The organism is Rhodococcus sp. 27YEA15 (genome assembly GCF_049739425.1).
Classification (GTDB): Bacteria; Actinomycetota; Actinomycetes; order Mycobacteriales; family Mycobacteriaceae; genus Rhodococcus_F.
The window spans coordinates 1,218,542-1,241,271 of sequence record NZ_JBMHHW010000001.1; the positions used below are offsets into that span (position 1 = coordinate 1,218,542).

Sequence of the window (22,730 nt, forward strand, 5' to 3'; positions counted from 1 at the left end):
ACCGAGGCGGTGATGCCGTGCGAAGCTGGAGGCATGTTCATGCCGGAGATCAGCTACCTGAAGATTTGGAAGTTTCCGATCACGGGGTCGGATGCGCCGGGTGACGCGCCCGAGAACATCGTTCTCGCCTGCCACGCCGTTGGGCGTGATCTGCAATTGCGCCGGCACGGAACCGACGTCTACATGCACAACTGCACGTGGACGGTGTCGCTGGACGATTCCGGACACTGCCACATCAATCTCGACGGCGGCCCGCGACCACGGCACAAGACTGCGGGAACGATACCGCTGCGAGGTTTCGGCTTCGGCGGGCCGCACGTCGGACAGTCGGCGCTCGAGGCGACGGTGTCGATCGCCGGCGAAGTGCAGGACGAACTGGCCGGCAGTGGCGACTACGTGCTCTGGCCCATCGAGGGTGAGCGATTGCTGATGCCGGTGTCACGGGGTGGACGCGCAGTGTGGGTGGTTCGACGTACGGATCGTGTGGTCGCCGAGATCGGCGCGTTGCGCTCGCCGTGAATGAGCCGGGACGCGCGGTTACCGGTCCGGGCGTAGCGGCGCCGTGACGGCTTTGCCGTAGATGAGATGTGTCTGCGCGTGCCATACCTCCGGATGAGTGGCCAGACGATCTATCAGGATCCGCTGCAGATGGGCGCTGTCGCGGACTGCGACGTGCAGGAAGAAGTCTTCCGGACCCGACACGTTGAACAGTGCCAGGGTCTCGGGCATCGCCAGCACGTCGGCGGTGAAGCGATCGACCAGATCGCGTCGATGCGGGCGTAACTGCACGGCGATTATCGCCTGCATGGATCGCCCGACGGCCACCGGATCGACCACAGCGTGGATTCCGCTGATGACTCCGGTGGCGCGGAGGCGTCGAACTCGCTCGTGGCAGGACGACGTCGCCAACCCCACACGCTCGGCCAGTTCCTTGTTCGTGATGGACGCGTCGTTCTGCAGTTCGGCCAAAATCTTCCAGTCCACCGAATCCACACCGCCATTGTTCGTCATTTCTCGGATTCTATCCGGTTGTGTTTTGAATCATCCGAATCGGAATGCACACTCACCGTCATGAACTCGACTGCCGAATTACCCCCTGGACTGCGGTATTACGTATGAGTCTCGGACAGTGGCTGGCGTTCGGCTCCCTACTTTTCATCGTCCTGATCACGCCGGGTCCGGATTTCGTCCTGATTCTGCGCCACTCCTTGGCGAACCGGCGGACCGGGGCGACCGTGGCGGCCGGCGTCGTCTGCGGAATGTTCGTCCACACCGCTGCTGCAGCTCTCGGACTGTCGGCGCTGGTGGCGGCCCGGCCGGGGTTGCTCACGGTGCTGACCTATGCCGGAGCCGCCTACCTGGCGTGGCTCGGGTTCTCGGCGCTGCGCAGTGCATTTCGAGCACACGGCGCCGATGCGTCTCTGGTGCCGATGCGAGAGCGGATCCCGACCACCACGGCATTTCGATACGGCTTCCTGTCCAACCTCCTGAACCCCAAAGCGCTGCTGTTCTTCCTCGGGTTGCTGCCCCAGTTCGTCGAGCCGGGTGCAGGCGTCGTAGGGCGCACGGTGCTGTTGGCATCGGCCACCGTGCTCGCCGCAGCTCTCTGGTGGACGGGGCTGGTGGTCGTTGCCGCGAGCGCCGGCCGTCGGCTTCGTCGGCCCACCGTCTCGAAACGCATCGACGTCGTCTCCGGCGTCGCCCTGGTCGGGCTCGGAGCGTTCTTCGGGTTCGCCTGAACGGACGAATGCGTCGGCGACCATGTCAGGATGGAGTGCATGACCCTTCCCGTGCTGATCGACGTCACCGAACTGTCCGAACTCATCGATTCCGCAACTGCACCGAAACTCCTCGACGTCCGGTGGGCGCTCGGAGCGACGGACGGTGAGCAGCGTTTCCGCGACGGGCACATTCCCGGCGCCGTGTTCGTGGATCTGGACGCCGAGCTTGCAGCGCCGCCGTCGCCGGAGCGTGGACGCCATCCGCTGCCCGAACTCGACGACCTGCAGGCCGCTGCACGGCGGTGGGGGATCTCGGACGGTGATTCCGTGGTGCTCTACGACGCGAGTGGCAACCTCGCGGCTGCCCGCGGATGGTGGCTGCTGCGGTGGGCGGGCCTGTCCGACGTGCGCCTCCTCGACGGCGGTGTGCAGGCCTGGGAGTCGGCCGGACACGACGTGGCCGTCGGCGACGGTTCCGCCGTGGCGGCGGGCGACGTTTGCCTGACTGCAGGACACCTACCCACCGTGGACATCGACGGCGCCGCCGACTGGACGACAGCGGGGGGAGTGCTTCTCGACGCCCGCGCGGGGGAGCGCTATCGGGGCGAGACCGAACCGATTGATCCGGTGGCCGGTCACGTCCCGGGCGCGATCAATTTACCGACCGCCGGAAACGTCGACGCGGACGGAAGATTCCTGGCTGTCGCGGACCTGCGGGAGCGATTCGACGGAGTGGGCGTCGGCGATCGTGTCGCCGTGTACTGCGGATCGGGGGTGACTGCGGCACATCAGATCGCGGCCCTCGCCGTGGCGGGGTACGAGGCAACTCTGTTTCCCGGCTCGTGGTCACAGTGGTCCAACGACAGTTCGCGCGCGGTGGCGACCGGAGCCTAGAGGCGGTACGGGATCACGAACCACAGCGTCGAGAACATGACGGCAGCTGCGGCGGCGAGCACCTTCGCCAGAATCCCGCCCACGGCGACTTCGGCGATCAGCAGCACGGTGCCCGTCATGGATGCGGCCAGAAAAGCCGTACCGCACAAGGCGAATCGGTTGGCAAGCGTCAGAATGTCATGTCGACGGCCGCGCCGAAACAGCATTCGGTGCCAGACTGCCGGTGCCATCAGCAATCCGAAGGACACCGCAACCAACACCACCGTCACCATGTGGACGGTGCGCACGTACACCGACTGCTCCGCGTAGCGGTCGGTGAAGGCCACCGCGAGGAGGAACGCGAAGAGAATTTGGACACCGGAGAGTGCCACCCGCAGTTCTTGCAGGAGTTCGTTGACGTTCCTGGCGAGCTGCTGCGGTGGCGACTCTCCGGTGTCGGTCATGAGCGCGAGTTTTTCATGCTCGCGAGTACTCGGAGGCCCGTCTGATCTGATCAGCGGACGGTCGCACCCCCGTGTAGAGAACAAACTGCTCGGCTGCCTGCAACGCGATGACCGAGGCGCCGGTGATCGTGGTCTTGCCGAGTTCGGTGGCCAACACGATCAACGGTGTGTTCGCGGGCATCGCGACGACGTCGAAAACGACGTCCGCAGCCTCGACTGCTGCTTCGGTGAAGGGCAGGGCATCGGACTCGCTGCCGCCCGACATGCCGATCGGGGTGGCGTTGATCAGCACGCCGGGTCTGCGGTCACCCAGATCCGGTGCCCACTCGAAGCCGTACTGCTGTGCGAGCGCCGAACCGGAATCGTGGTTGCGCGCCACGACCGTCACGTCGCCGAATCCGGTGTCGCGAACCGCTGCCACCACAGCCTTTGCCATGCCGCCGCTACCGGCAACCGCGACCGACAGTGCGGTGTTCACCTGGTTCTCCCGGAGCAGGTCGGCGACCGCCTGGTAGTCGGTGTTGTAGGCGTGCAACACGCCGGACTCGTTGACGATCGTGTTGACCGAGTCGATGGCCGCCGCCGAGTCGTGCATCACGTCGACGAGGGTGATGACGTCCTCTTTGAAGGGCATCGACACGCCGCAGCCACGAATTCCCAGCGCTCGGATGCCGTTGACGGCTGCCGTGACGTCGTCGGTGGTGAACGCCTTGTAGACGAAGTTCAGACCCAATTCCTCGTACAGAAAGTTGTGGAATCGGGTACCGATGTTGCTCGGTCGCCCGGAGAGCGACATGCACAGCAGAGTGTCCTTGTTGAGGTCGACCGTCATTGCTGTAACTCTAATCGCCTGATCGGTGTAGTTTCTCGCGACGGGCTGTACCCATCCGTGGCACCGGCGGCCCCGAATGCCTCTTGTTCAGATCGAAGCACTATTCGCACCGACAGATCCGAGACGACATGGCCATCTCGACCATCGACGACCGACCTGGTGACGCGCGCGCGCTGCGCCGCAGGTGGGCGGCACATGCACTGTCCGGCGTAATCGCTGTCGCGGTGGTCCTCGGCGTCGGGGAACTGGTGGCATTGCCGATCAATCCGGACTCCTCGCCCTTCTACGCCGTGGGTGCCACGACGGTGGACCGCACCCCGGCCTGGGCCCGTGAGTTCGCGATCCACACGTTCGGCACCAACGACAAGCCCGCACTGTTCATCGCGATGTCCATCCTGATCGTGGTCCTCGGCGCTGTGGCCGGTTTGGTCGAGCGTCGTCGACGGCCGATCGGCAGCGTTCTCGTGGGCATATTGGGACTGGTGGGGGTGTACGCGTCGACGCAGCGTCCGAACGCCGACGCGATGTACGTGTTCCCGACCGTGGTCGGCGTGGTCGTCGGTATCGCCACCCTACGACTCCTGGTAGTGCAGTTGGAGGTGCCGCGGGATCCGATGATTGCCGAATCATGGCTTCCACGAAGGCAATTCCTGATTCTTGCGGGAGCGGCAATGGCACTGGCGGCTGCGGCGGCCGCCGCCGGGAAGACCGTCGGGCAGCGTCTGGTGGGTGCGGTCGCGAACCGTGATGCGTTCGTCGTGCCGACCGTTGCCGAGGTGGCTCCGCCGATACCGGCAGCTGCGAACATCGGGGTGGCCGGGGCGTCGACCTACATCACCGACAACGACGATTTCTACCGGATCGACACCGCGCTGCTGGTTCCGCAGCTCACCACCGACTCCTGGGAACTTCGCATTCACGGGATGGTGGATCGTGAGATCACGTTGTCCTTCGCGGACCTGACAGCGCGGACCCCCGTCGAGCGTGTGATCACCTTGACGTGCGTGTCCAACGAAGTAGGCGGAACACTGGCCGGGAACGCGACGTGGATCGGTTATCCGATGAAGGAACTGCTCGCGGAAGTCGGTGTTCACCCCGACGCGGACATGCTGCTCTCCACCAGCGTCGACGGGTTCACCGTCGGTACCCCGGTGCAGGCCCTCACCGACGGCCGGGACGCGATGCTCGCCGTTGCCATGAACGGGCAGCCGCTCCCGTTCGAACACGGTTATCCGGTACGTCAGGTGGTTCCCGGCCTGTACGGCTTCGTCTCCGCCACCAAATGGGTGACGGATTGGGAGCTGACCCGCTTCGACAAGGTAGAGGCCTACTGGACGCAGCGTGGATGGGGCGCGCAGGCTCCGATCAAGACGGCGTCGCGGATCGAGGCGCCGGCCGCGTTGTCACCTGTCGAGGCGGGTCAGGTGGTGGTAGCCGGGACGGCGTGGGCGCAGCATCGCGGCATCGAGAAGGTGGAGGTGCGCGTCGACAACGGCGACTGGCAGACCGCGACCCTCGCCGAGCAGTATTCGATCGACACCTGGCGGCAGTGGTCCTGGATATGGACTGCGACGTCGGGGCTGCACACCGTGCAGGTGCGGGCGACGGATCTGGACGGCAATGTTCAGGTGGAGGAGCGGACGTCGCCGATCCCCGGTGGCGCAACCGGGTGGCACACCAGGTCGTTCACGGTGAAGTAATTTCAGTATCCGAATGCTGTTCGGTGAGCAGGCGGAGAAGATGCCGAGCGGTCCATCCGGCGATCAGTGTTCGCAGGCCGAACTCGAACGTCTCGTCCGGGCGGACGGGACTGTTGGTCCGGCGGTCGTCGGTGATGCCCGGTGGGTGGGTCGGAGGTTCGGTCCAGGCCACGTCCGGAGTGGCCAACCGTAGGACCGAGCCGACTACCAAACTGTCCAAGGTGGAAATCGCGTGCCGAGCGTCCACCGGTGAGAATCCGCCCTCTGTAAACGCCTGGAACAGTGCATTGTCGATATCGAAGACGATGTCGGTGCGTTCGGTGTGCGCGATCAGAAGTGGGATGAGTCGCCAGTTCGCGGCAATGGTTCGCCGGTATGCCCACCCCCACGCGCGTACCCGTTCACTCCAGCCTGCAGGCGGTTCGGGGACGGCGATCGAGGACATGATCCGAATGCGCATCAGTTCCACGATCCGGTCCCGACCGGACACGTGCGTGTACAGCGACGACGCCGTCACATTCAACCGTTTGGCGATGCCGAGCATGCTGAAGTCGCCCGTCTCCTCCACCGACTGCAGGGCGGCGTCGGTGATGTTCTGCGTCGAGAGCAGTGGCTGGGTCGGTCGCGGCATTCGTTCTCCTGCCAGGGCATTCGCGGGTGACGGTCGGTGTCGGTCCGTCGGCACCGATGCGGTGTCGTGTCTTGATTTACCGCGGTGGCATGGATCATACTAACCGAAACCCATTCGGTATCGGTGAATTTCCCGAACCGGCACACAAGGCGGAGGAACTTCACCATGTCGACGACTTGGCTCACCGGTGCGACGATCATCGACGGCTCGGGAAACAGGCCCGTCGAGAACTGCGCCATCGCCTTCCACGGAGGTCGGATCGTTGCCATCGGCGGTACCGCGCCCGACGATGCGGAGATCGTCGACTGCTCCGGCCTGACCCTGACTCCCGGACTGATCGACGCCCACGTCCATCTCGGAGGTTCGAGTGATCTAGGACCGAGTTTGCGACGCCAGATCTCGGTGGCCGAGCTTGCCGCCGACATGTTCGCCAGTTGCGGGCAGGCTCTCGACGGCGGCTTCACCACCGTCCGCGACTGCGGCGGCGTCGATGGTGGGCTTGCCGGCGTTGTCGCGTCGGGCAAGGTCCGTGGGCCACGAATCCTCACCTCCGGCCCCATCCAGTGTCAGACCGGCGGGCACGGGCATCTGGCGTCCGAATGGGAGCCCACGTCGGACTGGTCCGATCACGACATCCCCGGATTACGGTGCATGTCATTGCTTTCCGACGGTCCGCACGAGATGCGGAAGAACGTTCGTGAGACGTTCCGCCGTGGCGCGGACTTCCTCAAGCTTTGCGTCACCGGTGGCGTCGTCTCCACTCACGACAAGCTCACCGACACACAGTTCACCGTCGACGAGATCGCCGTTGCCGTCGAAGAGGCGAGCGCGCGTGGAACATACGTCACCGTGCACGCGCACAACAACATCGGAATCCGCAACGCGGTGGCCGCAGGTGCGAAGTGCGTCGAGCACGGCTCCGACATCGACGATGCCACCGCTGAACTGATGGCCGCGAACGGCGTCGCGTTGGTGCCGACGCTGGCCGTGGTGCAGGCGCTGTCCGACAATGCGGCCGCTGCCGGACTGCCCGACTCCGTCTCCGGCCGGATCGGGGCGATGATGCAGGGGCAGATCGACGGACTGCTCGCAGCACGCGCCGCCGGCGTCCGGGTCGGGCTGGGATCGGACCTCATCGGCGCCGACCAGAGCGGCCGAGGTATGGAATTGGTGCTGCGCGCGCGAGTGGAAACGCCCATGGCGGCGCTGGTATCCGCGACCCGCATCAACGCCGACATCCTCGGTATCGGCGACGAGGTCGGGACCATCGAAGTAGGCAAGACCGCGGACCTCGTCGCATTCCGTGGCGATCCGTTGGTGGAACCGGAGATCTTCGCCGATCGAGAGCGCATCGCGCTGGTGGTGCAGAACGGTCGAGTGGTGAAGGACCGTCGATAGATTCGGTGCACTCAGCAGCGCGTTGCCAGATCGGACAGCGTCGAGTGATCGGCTCGGCTGATCGGCAGCCCGTAGGATACCGCGGCGGTCAATACTTGCCGGCGTAGAAACAGCGACAGGCCGAGTTCGGTGGTAACCAGTCAGCGGGCGTGCTGTCCCGCTCAGCCTGGTTGTCCGCCCCCCTTGACCGCCGGCAAGTTCAGCGAGGTGTCGTTGGCGAAACCCATCCGAACGGGCAAAGGCCACGCGTTCGCGCCGAAGCCCCACGCGGCCGCGAGCGGATATACGTGGTCGATCTGGACGTCCTTGGCGCGTTGGCGGTCGAATTCGATCCGGCTACCGGAATAGAACTCAGAACGTTGTTACGGGTATCGCAACCGTCATGGCCGTCAGGCGCATCCTGATCGTCGGACCAGGCCGGACCGAATACGCATCTCTCACCAGCGCCGCACCCGCGCTGATATCCGCCCGGATGCGGACGGGTGTCGACGACGGCAACCCGGGACGGGAGTTGTTCCATGTCAGTGCGGCTCGGACTACCCGGAGCAGGCGTCGACCGGGGTGTGCCGCTTGACGTCGTCGTGACCGCCACCATCGCGAGGACCACCCATCCGCCCAGCATCGAACATCGAAAACGCATCGTCCCCCCAACGGTCCGGGCTCATGAAACCAGGACCGACCGACAGCGTTCGACGGTTCAGGGGAACTCGATGACCACCTTGCCGCCATGGTGCCCGTCCTCGACAGCGGCGAGAGCCGCGCCGGCCTCGGTGAACGGGTAGCGGGCACCGACTCCGGGATCGAGAGCTCCGGTTGCCACCAGCGCGGCGACCTCGGCGAACACCGCAGTGGTGCGACGCCGATTCACACCGCCCCCGCCCAGCCGTCCGGCTGTCGACGGGTCGGCGATACTCACGATCGGGCCACCTGCCCGAACCAGAGTCGCGGCGTCGACGAGAGTGGATTCCCCGACGAGATCGAAGAGCGCGTCGACGCCGTGCGGCATGAGAGCGGCGATCCGGTCGGTGAAGCCAACACCCGAGCGGACCCAACGGGCACCGGCAGCCTCGACCGCGGACTTCTTGGCCTCGCTCGCGACACCGATCACCTCGATACCGCGAGGACGTGCGAGCGCCAGAGTGCTGACGCCGACACCGCCGCCGGCTCCGAGGAGCAGCAGCGTGCTGCCCGCGGGCAGGTCGAGGTCGTGCAACGCGTCGTAGGCGGTTCCCGCCGAGACGGTGAGGACGGCCGCATCGGCCCAGGACACGGATGCGGGTTTGTGAGCGGTGGACGCGGCGTCGAGCAGCGTCGATTCCGTGTATCCGCCGAAGCCGGACGCCGTGGCGCCGAAGACCTCGTCGCCGATCCGGAATTCGGTGACCTGCGCTCCGACGGCGGTGACGACGCCGGAGACTTCCCGGCCGAGCACTCCCGGCAACGTCACCGCCACCGTGCCCTTGCGGTCACCGGCACGCACCTTCCAATCGGCGGGATTGACGCCCGCCGCACGTACCGACACCTGTAACTGTCCGGCGCCGGGCGGGGGCAGCGTCACGTCGACATAGATCTGAGTTTCCGGGCCGCCGTACTCGGCAAAGCCGTAAGCCGTCACCATCCGTACAGCGTATGACCGGCGGACGGCACGCGGGGCGCCCGTCCCGGATCGTGGTGTCGGAGGTTGCTGATTTGATGGTGGGATGCTGCATGGACTCTGGTCGCCGGGATCGGGGCTCACACTGTGGGTGGACGGGCACGATCTGGCCGTGACCGAGGACCCTCACGACCCCGTCTCCTCGATCCTCGGCCGCAAGTTCCGGCATCGAGTGTCCGTGTCCATGCCGCCCGTTCCCGGTGGTCCGTTGCAGAGCGAATACGCGGCGGTTGCACTGGCACCGACAGGTGCCGCCGACATGCTTCTGCGGTTCGATCCAGGTGACCCACGGATCGCCGGTGACCTGCGATACCTCGTACATGTCGTCCGGGGTATCGACCGATGGGTCCGCGCCGGCCGAGTGGTTCCTGCCCTGAACCGGGCGGAGGGCAATTGGTGGCCCCGCTGGACGCTGATGGGTGGAGAACGCCGGCGTGCCTGGGTCGGTGAACTCGTGGTGGCGATGCCACCGGTGCAACGTCAGGTGGGTTCGCCCCGCGAGACGGTGGAGGACATCACCGCTGAACTCACCGATCCGATGGTGCGCCGGGTGCTCGCGACCGTCGACGCCCCGGTGGTCACCGACTTGTGGCGCGCGGCCGTCGACGGTGAGCCGTTCGACGGTGCGAGCCTGCGACTGGCCGAAGGGCTCGCGGAATGGGGGTCGTCCTTCACCGTGGACGAACCCGACCTGGTACTCAGGCTGATCGAGCCGGAACTGGACGAGAACTCACATCCGGACGACGAGGCGCTATGGCGCCTGCAGGTGTGCTTACAGCCGGAAGGTGAAGCGCCGCAACGGATTCGTCTGCACCGCACCGATGCCCGACGCATTCGTCTGGCCAGTGAGAAGCGGGAGCAGGCGATCATCGCCTATCCGAGACTGCGGGACGTTCCACACGACGACGACAGTCTCGATCTGCTCCTGCCCACTGCGGTGGTCATGGATCTGGTCGGCCACGGCGCAATTGCGCTGCGGGAACGTGGAATCACACTGTTGTTGCCCCGTGCGTGGAGCGTCGTCTCGCCGTCGTTGCGGGTGCGGGTCGCGTCGGCGGTATCACCGATCGTGGCCGAGAACCGCACCGTGGGAATGGATCAGTTGCTCGAATACGACTGGGAAATGGCGTTGGGGGACAAGGTGCTCACGATCGAGGAGATGAACCGCCTGGTGGACGCGAAATCCGATCTCGTGCAATTGCGCGGCGAGTGGGTGCAGGCGGACAAGGAGGTTCTGGCGCGCGCCGCCCGTTTCGTCAGTGCACGCCACGGTAACGGGGAACGAGCGATAGTGGATCTGATCAAGGACCTCATCGCCGACGATCTCAAAGACCTACCCGTCGAAGAAGTGAAAGCAACCGGTTGGGCTGCGGCACTGCTCGATTCGGCGGTCGAACCGCGAGAGGTTCCGGTGCCGGCGACGCTGGACGCGACGCTTCGCCCTTATCAGCGGCGCGGTCTGGACTGGTTGGCGTACATGAGTGAGCTGGGGGTGGGGGCGATACTCGCCGACGACATGGGATTGGGCAAGACTCTGCAACTCTTGGCGCTGCTCGCCCACGAGAACGCGAAGACACCGACGCTTCTGGTGTGTCCGATGTCGGTGGTCGGCAACTGGCAGCGTGAGGCGGCTCGGTTCGTTCCCGGCCTTCGCGTGTACGTCCATCACGGCAGTGATCGTGCCAGTGGAACAGTGCTGGACGAGGCCGTGCGGACTGCCGATCTGGTGATCACCACGTATGCATTGATGACCCGCGACGTGGCGGCGCTCGCCGAGCTCGACTGGCGGCGGGTGGTGTTGGACGAGGCTCAGCACATCAAGAACGCGAAGACCGCGCAGGCCAGAGCAGCACGTAGTATCCCGGCGGCGCATCGGGTCGCTCTCACCGGAACGCCGGTCGAGAACCGCCTCGACGAGTTGCGATCCATTCTGGACTTCGCCAATCGCGGTGTGCTCGGGTCCGAGCAGATGTTCCGCAAGCGATTCGTCGTACCCATCGAACGGGAGAAGGACCAGCTCGCGGTATCGCGCTTGCGAGCCGTCACCTCGCCGTTCGTGTTGCGTCGCGTGAAAACCGATCCGTCGGTGATCTCCGATCTGCCGGAGAAACTCGAGATGACGGTTCGAGCAAATCTCAGCGAGGAACAGGCGGCGTTGTACCGCGCGGTGGTGGACGAGATGATGGCGCAGATCAAGGGAACCGAAGGGATGAAGCGCAAGGGGGCGGTGCTCTCGGCTCTGACCAAACTCAAACAGGTCTGCAATCATCCCGCGCACTTCCTCCGGGACGGATCTGCGGTGCTTCGGCGCGGTCAGCACCGCTCGGGAAAACTGGGGCTGGTCGAGGACATCGTGGAATCGATCACTGCCGATGACGAGAAAGTCTTGCTGTTCACGCAGTTTCGTGAATTCGGTGAGCTGGTGGTGCCCTACCTTCGTGATCGTTTCACCACCGAAGTGCCCTTTCTGCACGGTGGGGTTTCCAAGGTCGGTCGTGACACCATGGTCGAACGTTTTCAATCCGACGGTGGCTCGCGCGTGATGGTGCTGTCACTGAAAGCCGGCGGCACCGGGTTGAACCTGACTGCCGCCAATCACGTGGTGCATCTGGATCGGTGGTGGAATGCGGCCGTGGAGAATCAGGCCACCGACCGCGTGTTCCGCATCGGTCAGCAGCGCAACGTTCAGGTACGCAAGATGGTGTGCGTCGGGACGCTCGAAGAACGGATCGACGCCATGATCGAGAGCAAGAGTGAACTCGCCGAACTCGCCGTCGGTACCGGCGAGAACTGGGTGACGGAGATGAGCGTCGAACAACTCGGCGAGTTGCTGCGACTCGGCGACGATGCGGTGGGCGAATGAGTCCGCGCGCGAAAGGGCCGGACTTCGGCGAATACACCGGCCCCCGCAAGCGGGCGGCGGCGCCGCTGCGATCTCGGCCCGCATTCGGTCGGACGTTCTGGGGCAAGGCCTTCGTTCGGGTGATCGAGGAGATCGGTGACAAACCACGGTTGGCGCGTGGTCGAACCTACGCACGGACGGGGCGCGTCCTGGCGCTCGACGTCGAACCGGGTGTCGTGACCGCCGAGGTGCAGGGCAGTCAGTTGCAGCCGTTCGTGTGCACGCTGACCGTGGACACTCTCGACGAAACGGATCGAGAAGACATGGTCGTCAAGATCCGCCGGGTTCCCGGTAGTCTGGCCGCGCTGGTCTCCGGAGAGATTCCGGACATGCTTGCCGCGCAGTTGATTCCGGACAGTCCGGCTGCTTTCAGCTTCGACTGTACGTGCCCCGACATCGGCTGGCCGTGCAAACACGCTGCGGCCGTGGCTTTTCTGACTGCCGAACGCATCGACAGCGATCCGCTCACCCTTCTGCGTCTACGCGGCGTCGAGTTGGACGATCTGATCGGAGGAGTTGAGAAAGAGGACACGGCTGCGCTCGACGTGGAGAACTGGTTCGGTGATTCCTCGCTCCTCCCGGCCTTGCCTCGAGTGCCGTTTCGGGCAGCTGTCGACGATCTGGACGTGCGCACGTTGCGGTCCGCGCTTGCGTCGGCCGGGCTCGGCCTGGCCGAGCAGAACCTGGCGCTCGAGGAACTGCACGCCCTTTATCGCCGGTTGACATGATGTTCTCGGTAGCACTCGCTACCGGAAAGGGAGCTCATGGAAATCGTCATTCGACCGACCGCCGCGGAGGTGGACTCGACCGCCGCGGACATCGTGGAACGCTACGTCAGGTCCGGCGCAACCACGCTCGGTCTGGCCACCGGGTCCTCGCCGATCGGCACCTACCGCGAACTGGCCAGGCGCCATCGTGATGCCGGTCTCGATTTCGCCGCGGCACAGGCCTTTCTGCTCGACGAGTACCTCGGGTTGCCGAGAACAGACCCGCAGTCGTACTACTCGGTGATCCGATCGGAATTCGTCGACCACGTCGATCTCGATCCGGCGCGGGTATGGAGCCTGGACGGAGAATCGTCGGATCCGGAGGCGGAGGCCGATGGATTCGACAGCAGCATCGGGGCCGTCGGGGGAGTGGACGTGCAGCTCCTCGGAATCGGAACCGACGGGCACATCGGGTTCAACGAACCAGGGTCGTCGCTCACCTCGCGGACCCGGGTCAAGACCTTGGCCGCGCAGACGCGGCGTGACAACGCCCGGTTCTTCGGCGGCGTCGACGACGTTCCCCACCAGGTGCTCACGCAAGGGTTGGGCACGATCTGCGATGCCCGCCATCTGGTGATGATCGCGACCGGGGTGGGTAAGGCCGCTGCGATCGCCGCCGCGGTCGAAGGGCCGCTGTCGGCGTTCTGTCCGGCATCGGTGATGCAACTGCACCCGCACGTGACCGTCGTGATCGACGAGGCGGCGGCCGCGTCACTCGCGTTGGCCGACTACTACCGATACGCACTCGAACACAAACCGTCCTGGCAGTCTTTCTGAGCCGTGCGCCTTTGTTCACCCCCGGCGGTTGACAAAGGCGCACAGCAAGCGTGACTCTGGACATACATGGACATCCAACTATAGGATGCTAGACATATCAGCTGCTGTTTCCGCGGCGGTCCACAACAAGCAAGGAACGGGTTAGCGCAATGGTGCAAGAGTTGACGCATTTCGTCGGTGGCAAGCGGGTGCCCGGAGAGTCCGGTCGTTTCGCGGACGTGTTCGATCCCAACACCGGCAAAGTGCAGGCGCGGGTTCCGCTCGCGAGCAAGTCCGAAGCCGAAGCCATCATCGCCAATGCCGAAGAAGCCCAGAAGGTATGGGCAGCGTTCAACCCGCAAAAACGTGCCCGCGTGCTCATGAAGTTCCTCCAGCTCGCCCAGGCCGAGATGGACTCGCTGGCCCGACTGCTCTCCTCCGAGCACGGCAAGACCGTTCCCGACGCCAAGGGCGACATCCAGCGCGGCCTCGAGGTCATCGAGTTCGCCGTGGGAGCCCCGCACCTGCTCAAGGGTGAATTCACCGAGAGCGCCGGCACCGGCATCGACGTCTACTCCATGCGTCAGCCGCTCGGTGTCGTCGCCGGCATCACGCCCTTCAACTTCCCCGCGATGATCCCGCTGTGGAAGGCCGGCCCGGCCCTGGCTGCCGGTAACTCCTTCATCCTCAAGCCGTCCGAGCGTGACCCCTCGGTGCCGCTGCGTCTGGCCGAACTCTTCCTCGAAGCCGGACTACCCGCCGGCGTGTTCAACGTCATCAACGGTGACAAGGAAGTTGTCGACGTCCTGCTCACCGATGATCGCATCAAGGCCGTCGGCTTCGTCGGCTCCACCCCGATCGCGCAGTACATCTACGAGACCGCGGCCGCGAACGGCAAGCGCGCACAGTGCTTCGGTGGTGCTAAGAACCACGCCATCGTCATGCCCGACGCCGATCTCGACGAGGTTGCCGACGCCCTGATCGGCGCCGGCTACGGCAGCGCCGGTGAGCGTTGCATGGCCATCTCCGTTGCCGTCCCCGTCGGTGAAGAGACGGCAGACGCGCTGGTCGCCAAGCTCGAGGAGCGCGTCGCCAAGCTGAAGATCGGCCGCAGCGACGACGAAGGCGTCGACTTCGGTCCGCTCGTGAGCCAGGACGCCCTCGATCGCGTCAACAACTACGTGCAGATTGGTATCGACGAAGGCGCCACCGCTGTCGTCGACGGCCGCGGCTTCACCCTCGACGGCCACGAGGGTGGCTTCTTCGCCGGTGCCACCCTCTTCGACAACGTCACCTCGGACATGCGGATCTACAAGGAAGAGATCTTCGGACCCGTCCTGCAGATCGTTCGCGCCGCCGATTACGAAGAGGCACTGCGTCTTCCGACCGAGCACGAGTACGGCAACGGCGTCTCCATCTTCACCCGTGACGGTGACACCGCCCGTGACTTCACCGCCCGCGTCAATGTCGGAATGGTCGGGGTCAACGTCCCGATCCCCGTCCCGATCGCGTACCACACCTTCGGCGGCTGGAAGCGCTCCGGATTCGGTGACCTGAACCAGCACGGTCCCGACTCCTTCCGCTTCTACACCAAGACCAAGACCGTGACGCAGCGCTGGCCTTCCGGCAAGAAGGAAGAGACCAACCACTTCGTCATCCCCACGATGAACTGATCGGAACACTGTCGATGTTTACTCTGACCGATGACGAGCGGGCGATCCGGGACACCGCGCGCGACTTCGCGGCCGAGCATCTGGCACCCAATGCGGTCGAATGGGACCAGACCAAGCATTTCCCGGTGGACGTTCTCCGCAAGGCGGCGTCTACCGGTATGGGCGGCATCTACATTCGTGAAGATGTCGGCGGGTCCGAACTGACCCGTGTCGATGCCGCCCGGATCTTCGAGGAGCTCGCGAAGGGCGATCCGTCGATCGCCGCGTATATCTCCATCCACAACATGGTGACGTGGATGATCGACTCGTTCGGCAACGACGAGCAGCGCCACAAGTGGGTTCCGGGACTGTGCGCGATGGATCAGTTGGGTAGCTACTGCCTCACCGAACCCGGTGCGGGTTCCGACGCGGCAGGCTTGAGCACCAAGGCCGTTCGTGACGGTGACGACTACGTCCTCAACGGGGTCAAGCAGTTCATTTCCGGTGCAGGTACTTCCGATGTGTACATCGTGATGGCCCGCACCGGCGCTGCCGGACCGAAGGGGATCTCGGCATTCATCGTCCCCAAGGATTCACCGGGACTTTCGTTCGGTGCCAACGAGATCAAGATGGGGTGGAACGCGCAGCCCACCCGCCAGGTGATCCTCGAAGACGTGCGAGTACCTGCGGCGAATCTCCTCGGTGAGGAGGGCGGCGGCTTCCGCATCGCCATGAAAGGCCTCAACGGCGGGCGGCTCAACATTGCCGCCTGCTCGGTGGGTGGCGCCGAAGCTGCTCTCGAGAAAGCTGTCGCTTACCTGGTGGACCGCAAGGCTTTCGGCTCGGCCCTCATCGAATCGCAGGCTCTGCAGTTTCAGCTCGCCGACATGCGCACCGAGCTCGAAGCCGCACGCAGTCTTCTCTGGCGCGCCGCTGCTGCCCTCGACGAAGGTGCACCCGATGTGGTGGAGCTGTGCGCGATGGCCAAACGATTCGCAACCGACACCGGATTCGACGTTGCCAACAAGGCGCTCCAGCTGCACGGTGGATACGGCTATCTTGCTGAGTACGGGATCGAGAAGATCGTCCGCGACCTTCGCGTACATCAGATCCTCGAAGGCAGCAACGAGATCATGCGTGTGGTCATCGCCCGCAGCGTGGTCGGGGCCCACGGGAAGTAAGGAGCGGTATGAGCGAGCAGTTGGAAGTGTTGATCGACAAGCGTGACGGGTTGGGGCGCATTGTTCTCAATCGTCCGAAGGCGATCAATGCGTTGAATCATGCGATGGTCACGTTGATCGCGGCGGCGTTGGAGCAGTGGAAGTCCGACGACGAGGTCAAGGCGGTTGTCCTGACCGGTGCCGGTGAGCGTGGTTTGTGCGCGGGTGGCGATATCGTCTCGATTTATCATGACGCGAAGGACGGCGGTAGGGGGTCACTCGATTTCTGGCGTGAGGAGTACATCCTCAACGCCGAGATCGCGAACTACCCGAAGCCGTACGTGGCGATCATGGACGGCATCGTGATGGGTGGCGGTGTGGGTGTCTCCGCGCATGGTGATGTTCGGATCGTGACCGAGCGGTCGATGGTCGGGATGCCCGAGACCGGGATCGGGTTCCATCCCCGATGTCGGTGGCACGTATCTGCTTTCGCGTGCTCCGGGGGAGCTGGGTACCCATATCGCGCTGACCACGGCGCGTTTGAGTGCCGGTGATGCCATTGCCGCCGGTTTCGCCGACAACTTCATCCCGTCGGAGAACATCGAGGCGTTCATCTCGGCTATCGCGGCGTCGAGCGTGGCGGAGGCGGTGGCGCAGTTCGCCGAGCCGGCTCCGGTGTCGGAGTTGTCGGCGCAGCAGGGGTGGATCGACGAGGCGTACGCGGCGTCCACCGTCGCCGAGATCGTCGACAATCTGACCTCGAGTGGTAATCCGGAGGCCGAGAAGGCTGCGGAGCAGATTTTGGGGAAGTCCCCGATCGCGTTGTCGGTGACGTTGCGTTCGCTGCGTGAGGCCGCTGACACCGCAAGCCTCGAAGAAGTTTTGAATGTCGAGTTCCGGGTGTCGACGGCGTCGCTGGGATCACATGATCTGGTCGAGGGTATCCGGGCCCAGGTGGTGGACAAGGACCGTGATCCGAAGTGGTCGCCGGCGACCCTGGCCGATGTCACCGCCGAATCCGTCGACGCGTACTTCGCGCCGTTGGGTGAGAACGAGCTCGGACTCACCACCGCTGCAGGCTAGCCGAAAACTTTTCGCACAAGGAGCGATCGTTATGAGCACGACTGTTGGATTTATCGGACTCGGCCACATGGGTGGACCGATGGCGGCGAACCTGGTCAAGGCCGGGCACACCGTTGTCGGGTTCGACCTTGCCCCCGCGGCCCTCGAGCAGGCCGTCCAGGACGGGGTGTCGGTGGCGGAGTCGGCGGCGGACGCGGTACGCGGCGCTGACGTCGTGATCACCATGCTGCCCAACGGCAAAGCCGTTCTCGGTCTGTACGCGGACCTGCTGGCGATCGCCGCCCCGGGCACGCTGTTCATCGACTGTTCCACCATCGACGTCGCCGACGCCCGTCAGGCGCACGAGAACGCTCTCGCGGCGGGGCATCGCAGCGTCGACGCCCCCGTCTCGGGTGGTACCACCGGTGCCGCCGCGGGCACGCTCGCATTCATGGTGGGCGGCTCGGACACCGATTTCCAAGCCGCGTCGCCGCTGCTCGAGGTGATGGGCCGCAAGATCGTTCACTGCGGCGACGCCGGTAACGGTCAGGCCGCGAAGATCTGCAACAACATGATCTTGGGTATCTCGATGATCGCGGTCAGCGAAGCGTTCGTGTTGGGTGAGAAGTTGGGTCTGAGTAACCAGGCACTTTTCGACGTCGCCTCCAACGCGTCGGGGCAGTGCTGGGCGCTGACCACCAACTGCCCGGTCCCCGGACCGGTACCGACGAGCCCGGCGAACAACGACTACCAGCCCGGTTTCGCAGTCGCGTTGATGGACAAGGATCTCGGGTTGGCCGCGAACGCGTTGCGCAGCAACGGTGTCGATGCCGAGATCGGTCTCAAGGCAGCCGAGCTCTACAGTCGATACCATGCCGCGGGCGGTGGCGGAGCGGACTTCTCTGCCATCATCAACGACATCCGTGACCGTTCGAGCGAAGGACAGCTGTGACCGACTTCAACACCATCATCGTCGAGCGTCAGGGGCGCGTGGGCGTCATCACGCTCAACCGGCCCAAGGCGCTCAACGCCCTCAACTCGGAGTTGATGAACGAGGTAGTGGCCGCGCACGCCGACCTCGAGGCCGATGCCGGGATCGGTGCAATCCTGATCACCGGTTCCGAGCGGGCGTTCGCCGCCGGCGCGGACATCAAGGAAATGCAGTCCAAGACGTACATAGGTGCCTACGTCGAGGACTTCTTCACGCCGTGGGATCAGGTGGCCGCCGGGCGTAAGCCGTTGATCGCCGCGGTTGCCGGATACGCCCTCGGTGGTGGTTGCGAGCTGGCGATGTTGTGCGACTTCATCATCGCCGCGGACACCGCGAAGTTCGGGCAGCCCGAGATCAAGCTCGGTGTCATCCCCGGTATCGGTGGCTCGCAGCGCCTCACCCGCGCCGTGGGCAAGGCCAAGGCGATGGAACTGTGCCTGACCGGCCGCACCATCGACGCCGAGGAAGCCGAACGTGCCGGACTGGTCGCTCGTATCGTTCCGGCCGCCGATCTACTCGACGACGCCCTGAAAACGGCCACCACCATCGCCGAGATGTCGCTACCGATTGCGATGATGGCGAAAGAAGCAGTGAACCGGTCCTTCGAGAGTCCCCTCGCCGAAGGCCTGCGGTTCGAGCGTCGCGTCTTCCACTCCACCTTCGCCACCGAAGACCAGAAAGAAGGCATGGCTGCCTTCGTCGAAAAACGATCACCCGAGTTCAAACACCGCTGATGCGCGAGCGCAGCTGAGATTCGTAACCTCGCGCGCTCGATGGCATGAGTACGCAGAAGAGGACGGCACGGCCGCACCCGCACAGGTGCTGTCGGGCCGTCCTTTTTGCCTCGGAGCGTGATGTCGAGCGTCAGTGGCGATCAGCGGGTACCGACCGCACGGTGTGGATACCCGGGTGCGGCAGGAGTCCAACGCTGTTCGGCGTCAGGACTTTCCGAACGACGCCCCGACTCGAACGACGCCTCGACTCGAACGGCCTCCCGACGCGACGACGGCACGCACCCGGCGCTGGTCACCACTTGGTAGGTGCGTCTCCGGTGTCGAAATCTCCCGCGGTCTTACGCAGCTCCGTCAAGATCGTCACCAACTGCTCGAGCTTGTCCGGCTCGAGACCAGGATGGGCGAACACCTTGGCATTGAGTAACTCGGTAGCTTCCAGCGCGAGGTCCCGTCCGGCGTCCGAGATCTCGACCAGTGTGGCGCGGCGGTCGCTCGGGTGGGGGACTCGCCGAACCAGTTCCGCCTTCTCCAGGCGGTCGACGGCGTTGGTGACGCTGGTCGGGTGCACCTGGAGACGGGCGCTGGCCTTGGCCATCGGCAGTGCCCCGGTTCGGGTGAATGTCAGAAGCGTCAGCAGTTCGTAGCGGGCGAACGTCAAACCCAAAGGCTTGAGCACCTCTTCGACGCGCGCCATCATGATCTGCTGCGCCCGCATCACCGATGTGACCGCCGCCATACCGTCGGCGACGCTGCTCCAACCACGCTCGGTCCACTGACGATGAGCCTCTTCGATGGGGTCGAGAGGCAGCGGCGTGGGTGGGGGCATACCGTCGATCATCCCATGCCCCGAAGCGCTCGCGTGCGTTGTCTGATTGTGTGTCGCAGCGGTTGTCATCTGTAGAGTCCGTCGAGTGATTTCAATCCTCGTTGCGGGCGGCGTCTCGTTGTTCGTCGCTCTGGTCCTGACTCCGTTTCTGATCCGGATCCTGTCGAAGCAGGGAATGGGGCAGGAGATTCGCATCGAGGGCCCGCAATCTCATCAAGGCAAGCGGGGCACCCCCTCCATGGGTGGAATCGCGATCATCGCCGGTATGTGGGCGGGCTACCTCGCCGCGCATGCCATCGGTTTCGGTTCTCGGTTACCTCGGCTGTCCGCATCCGGCTGGCTGGTACTGGCGTTGGCGACATCACTGGGCCTGGTGGGGTTCCTCGACGATTTCATCAAGATCCGCAAGCGCCGCAATCTGGGATTGAACAAGACCGCGAAGACCGTCGGCCAGCTGGCGAGCGCCCTGATTTTCGGCGTGCTGTTCCTGCAGTTCTCCAACAACAAGGGCCTTACTCCAGGTAGCCCGTTCCTTTCGCATGTCCGCGACATTTCGGTCGTGTCGCTGGGCAGTGTCGGATTCCTGATCTTCTTCTGCGTCCTGGTGTTCGCGTGGTCCAATGCCGTCAACTTCACCGACGGACTCGACGGTCTCGCGGCCGGCTCGATGGGAATGATTCTCGGCACCTACGTCGTGATCGCCGGATGGCAGTACCGAAACTCCTGTGTTCTCGATCCCGCGGCCGGCTGCTACGACGTCCGTGACCCGCTCGACTTGGCGATCATCGCCGCTGCGGCAGGCGGTGCGTGCCTGGGGTTCTTGTGGTGGAATGCCGCGCCCGCCCAGATCTTCATGGGCGACACCGGTTCGCTGGCCCTGGGTGGCCTGGTCGTGGGCCTGTCCGTCACCACCCACACGGAGCTGCTGATGGTCATCATCGGCGCGCTCTTCGTCGCCGAGATCCTGTCGGTGATCATCCAGGTCCTGGTATTCCGCTCGTCCGGGCGCCGAGTGTTCAAAATGGCACCGATACATCACCACTTCGAACTACTCGGCTGGCCCGAGACGGTTGTGATAGCCAGGTTCTGGATCTTCGTCGCCATCTGTTGTGTGTTGGGTCTGGCGACGTTCTACAGCGAATGGTTCGCTGCCACCAGCTGAGCTGTCAGGCTCTCGTCCGCAACCGCGACGCTGTAAGTAGTGCGGTGAGGCCCAGCGCTGTACTGGCCGTCATCGCGATGGACAACGCGGTGCTGGTGTTGCCCAGCAGGCCGACGGCCGGGGCGATCGCAGCGCCGACACCGAACTGAAACGCGCCCAGCAGAGCTGCCGCGGTTCCGGCCGCTTCACCGTGCCGGGCAAGGGCCAGCGCCGGGGCATTCGGAAGTACGAAACCGACAGCACCCAACATGATCCACAGGACGATCACGAACCCGATCAGACCACCGAGCTCGAGCACGGCCACGACGATCAGCAACGCGCCGGACACCGACGACGCGACGAGCGCCGCCAGCGTGATCTGTTGCGGAGTCCAGCGGCTGAGCAACCGGACATTGATTTGTGACGCGCCGATCAGAGCGATTGCACCGGCGCTGAACAACAGAGCGAATTCCTGCTGATTGAGGCCGTACTGATCCTGGTAGACGAATGAAGCACCCGAGACGTAGGCGAACAGTGCGCCCATGCCGACACTCGAGACCAACACCAGAACCATGAACGTGCGATCGCCGAGCAGCGAACCGTAGGTGCGCAGGATCGATCCCAGTCCGCTGGCCCGACGCCGTTCACTCGGCAGGCTCTCGGACAGTCCGAAAGCGCCGATCATCGCGGTTCCGAAGCCGATCACCGCGAGGACGACGAAAATCCCGCGCCAATCCAACGCGACGAGGAGCGCCCCGCCGATACTGGGCGCCAGAATCGGAGCCACCCCGAGGACGAGCATCAACCTGCTCATCACCACGGCAACGGTGTTCCCGCTGTAGAGGTCACGCACGATCGCCATGGTGACCACAGCTGCCGCCGCTGCACCCATTCCCTGGAACACACGTAGTACGCCCAGGATCTCGACGGTGGGGGAGAACACTGCCAACAGTGATGCAATGACGTGGACGGCTATTCCGGCGAGCAGCGGACGCTTGCGGCCCAGCATGTCGGACAGCGGACCGACCAACAACTGCCCGAGAGCCAGACCGAGAAGCGTGCCGGTGATGGTGAGCTGCACCGTCGACGGTGAAACACCGAGATCGGTGCCGATGTCCGGCAGCGCAGGCAGGTACATGTCGATGGTGAACGGGCCGAGCGCGGTCATGGAACCGAGTGCGAGGATCTTCCCGACGGTCGGTTTACGTTCGGCGCCGGCATTGCCCGCAGCCTCTGGTGTGGTTGTGGGGGTCACGGGTGGAGCCGTGGTGGTGTTCTCGGCAGTCATGAAACCTTCTGGATAGTGCGGCTGTCGGATCGATGATGTCGGTAGGACCCTCACACCGTTTCGGGTTTGCGTCCACCGCTGCTCCTCAGCGTCGTCGTCGATTTATTTGTTCCCCCCGACGCACATCGTTCCAGGGGTTGGAACGAGCGGCCTTTCGGGCTCGAATCACGGTGAGTGG

Annotated in this window: 20 protein-coding genes and 2 pseudogenes; 14 read left to right on the forward strand and 8 right to left on the reverse strand. The window is 64.6% G+C overall.

Annotated elements, in window-relative coordinates:
• The first annotated feature begins 39 nt into the window (after positions 1-39).
• Positions 40-519 (forward strand): hypothetical protein, encoded by a 480-nt coding sequence (locus tag ABH922_RS05650; protein ID WP_424805992.1) that lies wholly within the window; start codon positions 40-42, stop codon positions 517-519.
• An 18-nt stretch (positions 520-537) separates the two neighbouring features.
• Here the strand turns inward: ABH922_RS05650 and ABH922_RS05655 are convergent, their stop codons facing one another.
• Positions 538-1,011, reverse strand: coding sequence for an Lrp/AsnC family transcriptional regulator (locus tag ABH922_RS05655; RefSeq protein ID WP_424805993.1), 474 nt, complete (start codon positions 1,009-1,011; stop codon positions 538-540).
• A 104-nt stretch (positions 1,012-1,115) separates the two neighbouring features.
• On the opposite strand from ABH922_RS05655, the gene ABH922_RS05660 reads away from it, so the two are divergent.
• A complete protein-coding gene (locus ABH922_RS05660; RefSeq protein WP_424805994.1) occupies positions 1,116-1,739 on the forward strand; it encodes a LysE family translocator in 624 nt (207 codons plus the stop codon).
• A gap of 39 nt (positions 1,740-1,778) precedes the next feature.
• The gene (locus tag ABH922_RS05665) at positions 1,779-2,615 is read left to right on the forward strand and encodes a sulfurtransferase (RefSeq protein WP_424805995.1); all 837 of its coding nucleotides are present in this window, start codon (positions 1,779-1,781) and stop codon (positions 2,613-2,615) included.
• On the opposite strand, the gene ABH922_RS05670 is transcribed toward ABH922_RS05665, so the two are convergent.
• Together ABH922_RS05670 and ABH922_RS05675 are read right to left on the reverse strand one after the other, a co-directional pair.
• Positions 2,612-3,058 (reverse strand): DUF6328 family protein, encoded by a 447-nt coding sequence (locus ABH922_RS05670; protein ID WP_424805996.1) that lies wholly within the window; start codon positions 3,056-3,058, stop codon positions 2,612-2,614. The two genes, ABH922_RS05665 and ABH922_RS05670, sit on opposite strands and share 4 nt — an antisense overlap.
• 13 nt (positions 3,059-3,071) lie before the next feature.
• Positions 3,072-3,890: a shikimate 5-dehydrogenase gene (locus ABH922_RS05675; protein WP_424805997.1), complete on the reverse strand. Its 819-nt coding sequence runs from the start codon at positions 3,888-3,890 to the stop codon at positions 3,072-3,074.
• Positions 3,891-4,018: 128 nt separating this feature from the next.
• Between ABH922_RS05675 and ABH922_RS05680 the strand changes: the two genes are divergently transcribed.
• Positions 4,019-5,590: a molybdopterin-dependent oxidoreductase gene (locus tag ABH922_RS05680; RefSeq protein WP_424805998.1), complete on the forward strand. Its 1,572-nt coding sequence runs from the start codon at positions 4,019-4,021 to the stop codon at positions 5,588-5,590.
• Here ABH922_RS05680 and ABH922_RS05685 read toward each other — a convergent pair.
• Positions 5,577-6,221, reverse strand: a complete 645-nt coding sequence (locus tag ABH922_RS05685) for a TetR/AcrR family transcriptional regulator (protein WP_424805999.1) — start codon at positions 6,219-6,221, stop codon at positions 5,577-5,579. The genes ABH922_RS05680 and ABH922_RS05685 overlap by 14 nt on opposite strands.
• A gap of 165 nt (positions 6,222-6,386) precedes the next feature.
• Between ABH922_RS05685 and ABH922_RS05690 the strand changes: the two genes are divergently transcribed.
• Positions 6,387-7,619, forward strand: a complete 1,233-nt coding sequence (locus ABH922_RS05690; protein WP_424806000.1) for an amidohydrolase family protein — start codon at positions 6,387-6,389, stop codon at positions 7,617-7,619.
• 11 nt (positions 7,620-7,630) lie between these two features.
• Here ABH922_RS05690 and ABH922_RS05695 read toward each other — a convergent pair.
• Both ABH922_RS05695 and ABH922_RS05700 read right to left on the reverse strand, forming a co-directional pair.
• A pseudogene (locus tag ABH922_RS05695) lies at positions 7,631-8,214 on the reverse strand (GmrSD restriction endonuclease domain-containing protein).
• A gap of 102 nt (positions 8,215-8,316) precedes the next feature.
• Positions 8,317-9,237: an NADP-dependent oxidoreductase gene (locus ABH922_RS05700; protein ID WP_424806001.1), complete on the reverse strand. Its 921-nt coding sequence runs from the start codon at positions 9,235-9,237 to the stop codon at positions 8,317-8,319.
• Between the two features lie 82 nt (positions 9,238-9,319).
• Between ABH922_RS05700 and ABH922_RS05705 the strand changes: the two genes are divergently transcribed.
• The 8 genes and pseudogenes from ABH922_RS05705 to ABH922_RS05740 all read left to right on the forward strand — a co-directional run bounded on the left by ABH922_RS05705 (position 9,320) and on the right by ABH922_RS05740 (position 19,297).
• Positions 9,320-12,136, forward strand: coding sequence for a DEAD/DEAH box helicase (locus ABH922_RS05705; RefSeq protein WP_424806002.1), 2,817 nt, complete (start codon positions 9,320-9,322; stop codon positions 12,134-12,136).
• A complete protein-coding gene (locus ABH922_RS05710) occupies positions 12,133-12,903 on the forward strand; it encodes an SWIM zinc finger family protein (RefSeq protein ID WP_424806003.1) in 771 nt (256 codons plus the stop codon). Before ABH922_RS05705 ends, ABH922_RS05710 begins: the two co-directional genes overlap by 4 nt.
• 36 nt (positions 12,904-12,939) lie before the next feature.
• Positions 12,940-13,719: a glucosamine-6-phosphate deaminase gene (gene nagB / locus ABH922_RS05715; protein ID WP_424806004.1), complete on the forward strand. Its 780-nt coding sequence runs from the start codon at positions 12,940-12,942 to the stop codon at positions 13,717-13,719.
• 149 nt (positions 13,720-13,868) lie between these two features.
• On the forward strand, positions 13,869-15,371 hold the full coding sequence (locus ABH922_RS05720) for a CoA-acylating methylmalonate-semialdehyde dehydrogenase (RefSeq protein WP_424806005.1): 1,503 nt from the start codon (positions 13,869-13,871) through the stop codon (positions 15,369-15,371).
• Between the two features lie 14 nt (positions 15,372-15,385).
• Complete coding sequence (locus ABH922_RS05725; protein WP_424806006.1) at positions 15,386-16,531, forward strand: isobutyryl-CoA dehydrogenase; 1,146 nt, start codon at positions 15,386-15,388, stop codon at positions 16,529-16,531.
• Between the two features lie 8 nt (positions 16,532-16,539).
• Positions 16,540-17,593, forward strand: a pseudogene (locus ABH922_RS05730) (enoyl-CoA hydratase/isomerase family protein).
• Entirely contained in the window at positions 17,514-18,524 is a 1,011-nt protein-coding gene (mmsB, locus tag ABH922_RS05735) for a 3-hydroxyisobutyrate dehydrogenase (RefSeq protein WP_424806007.1), read from the forward strand. Before ABH922_RS05730 ends, mmsB begins: the two are co-directional and overlap by 80 nt.
• Positions 18,521-19,297 carry an enoyl-CoA hydratase gene (locus ABH922_RS05740; protein WP_424806008.1) on the forward strand — a complete coding sequence of 259 codons (777 nt, stop codon included), beginning with the start codon at positions 18,521-18,523 and terminating at the stop codon, positions 19,295-19,297. Before mmsB ends, ABH922_RS05740 begins: the two co-directional genes overlap by 4 nt.
• A gap of 292 nt (positions 19,298-19,589) precedes the next feature.
• Here ABH922_RS05740 and ABH922_RS05745 read toward each other — a convergent pair whose 3' ends face one another.
• Positions 19,590-20,123: a MarR family winged helix-turn-helix transcriptional regulator gene (locus ABH922_RS05745; protein WP_424809577.1), complete on the reverse strand. Its 534-nt coding sequence runs from the start codon at positions 20,121-20,123 to the stop codon at positions 19,590-19,592.
• 85 nt (positions 20,124-20,208) lie between these two features.
• Between ABH922_RS05745 and mraY the strand changes: the two genes are divergently transcribed.
• Positions 20,209-21,285 (forward strand): phospho-N-acetylmuramoyl-pentapeptide-transferase, encoded by a 1,077-nt coding sequence (gene mraY / locus ABH922_RS05750; RefSeq protein WP_424806009.1) that lies wholly within the window; start codon positions 20,209-20,211, stop codon positions 21,283-21,285.
• A 4-nt stretch (positions 21,286-21,289) separates the two neighbouring features.
• Here the strand turns inward: mraY and ABH922_RS05755 are convergent, their stop codons facing one another.
• Positions 21,290-22,552 carry a multidrug effflux MFS transporter gene (locus tag ABH922_RS05755; RefSeq protein ID WP_424806010.1) on the reverse strand — a complete coding sequence of 421 codons (1,263 nt, stop codon included), beginning with the start codon at positions 22,550-22,552 and terminating at the stop codon, positions 21,290-21,292.
• Between the last annotated feature and the right edge of the window lie 178 nt (positions 22,553-22,730).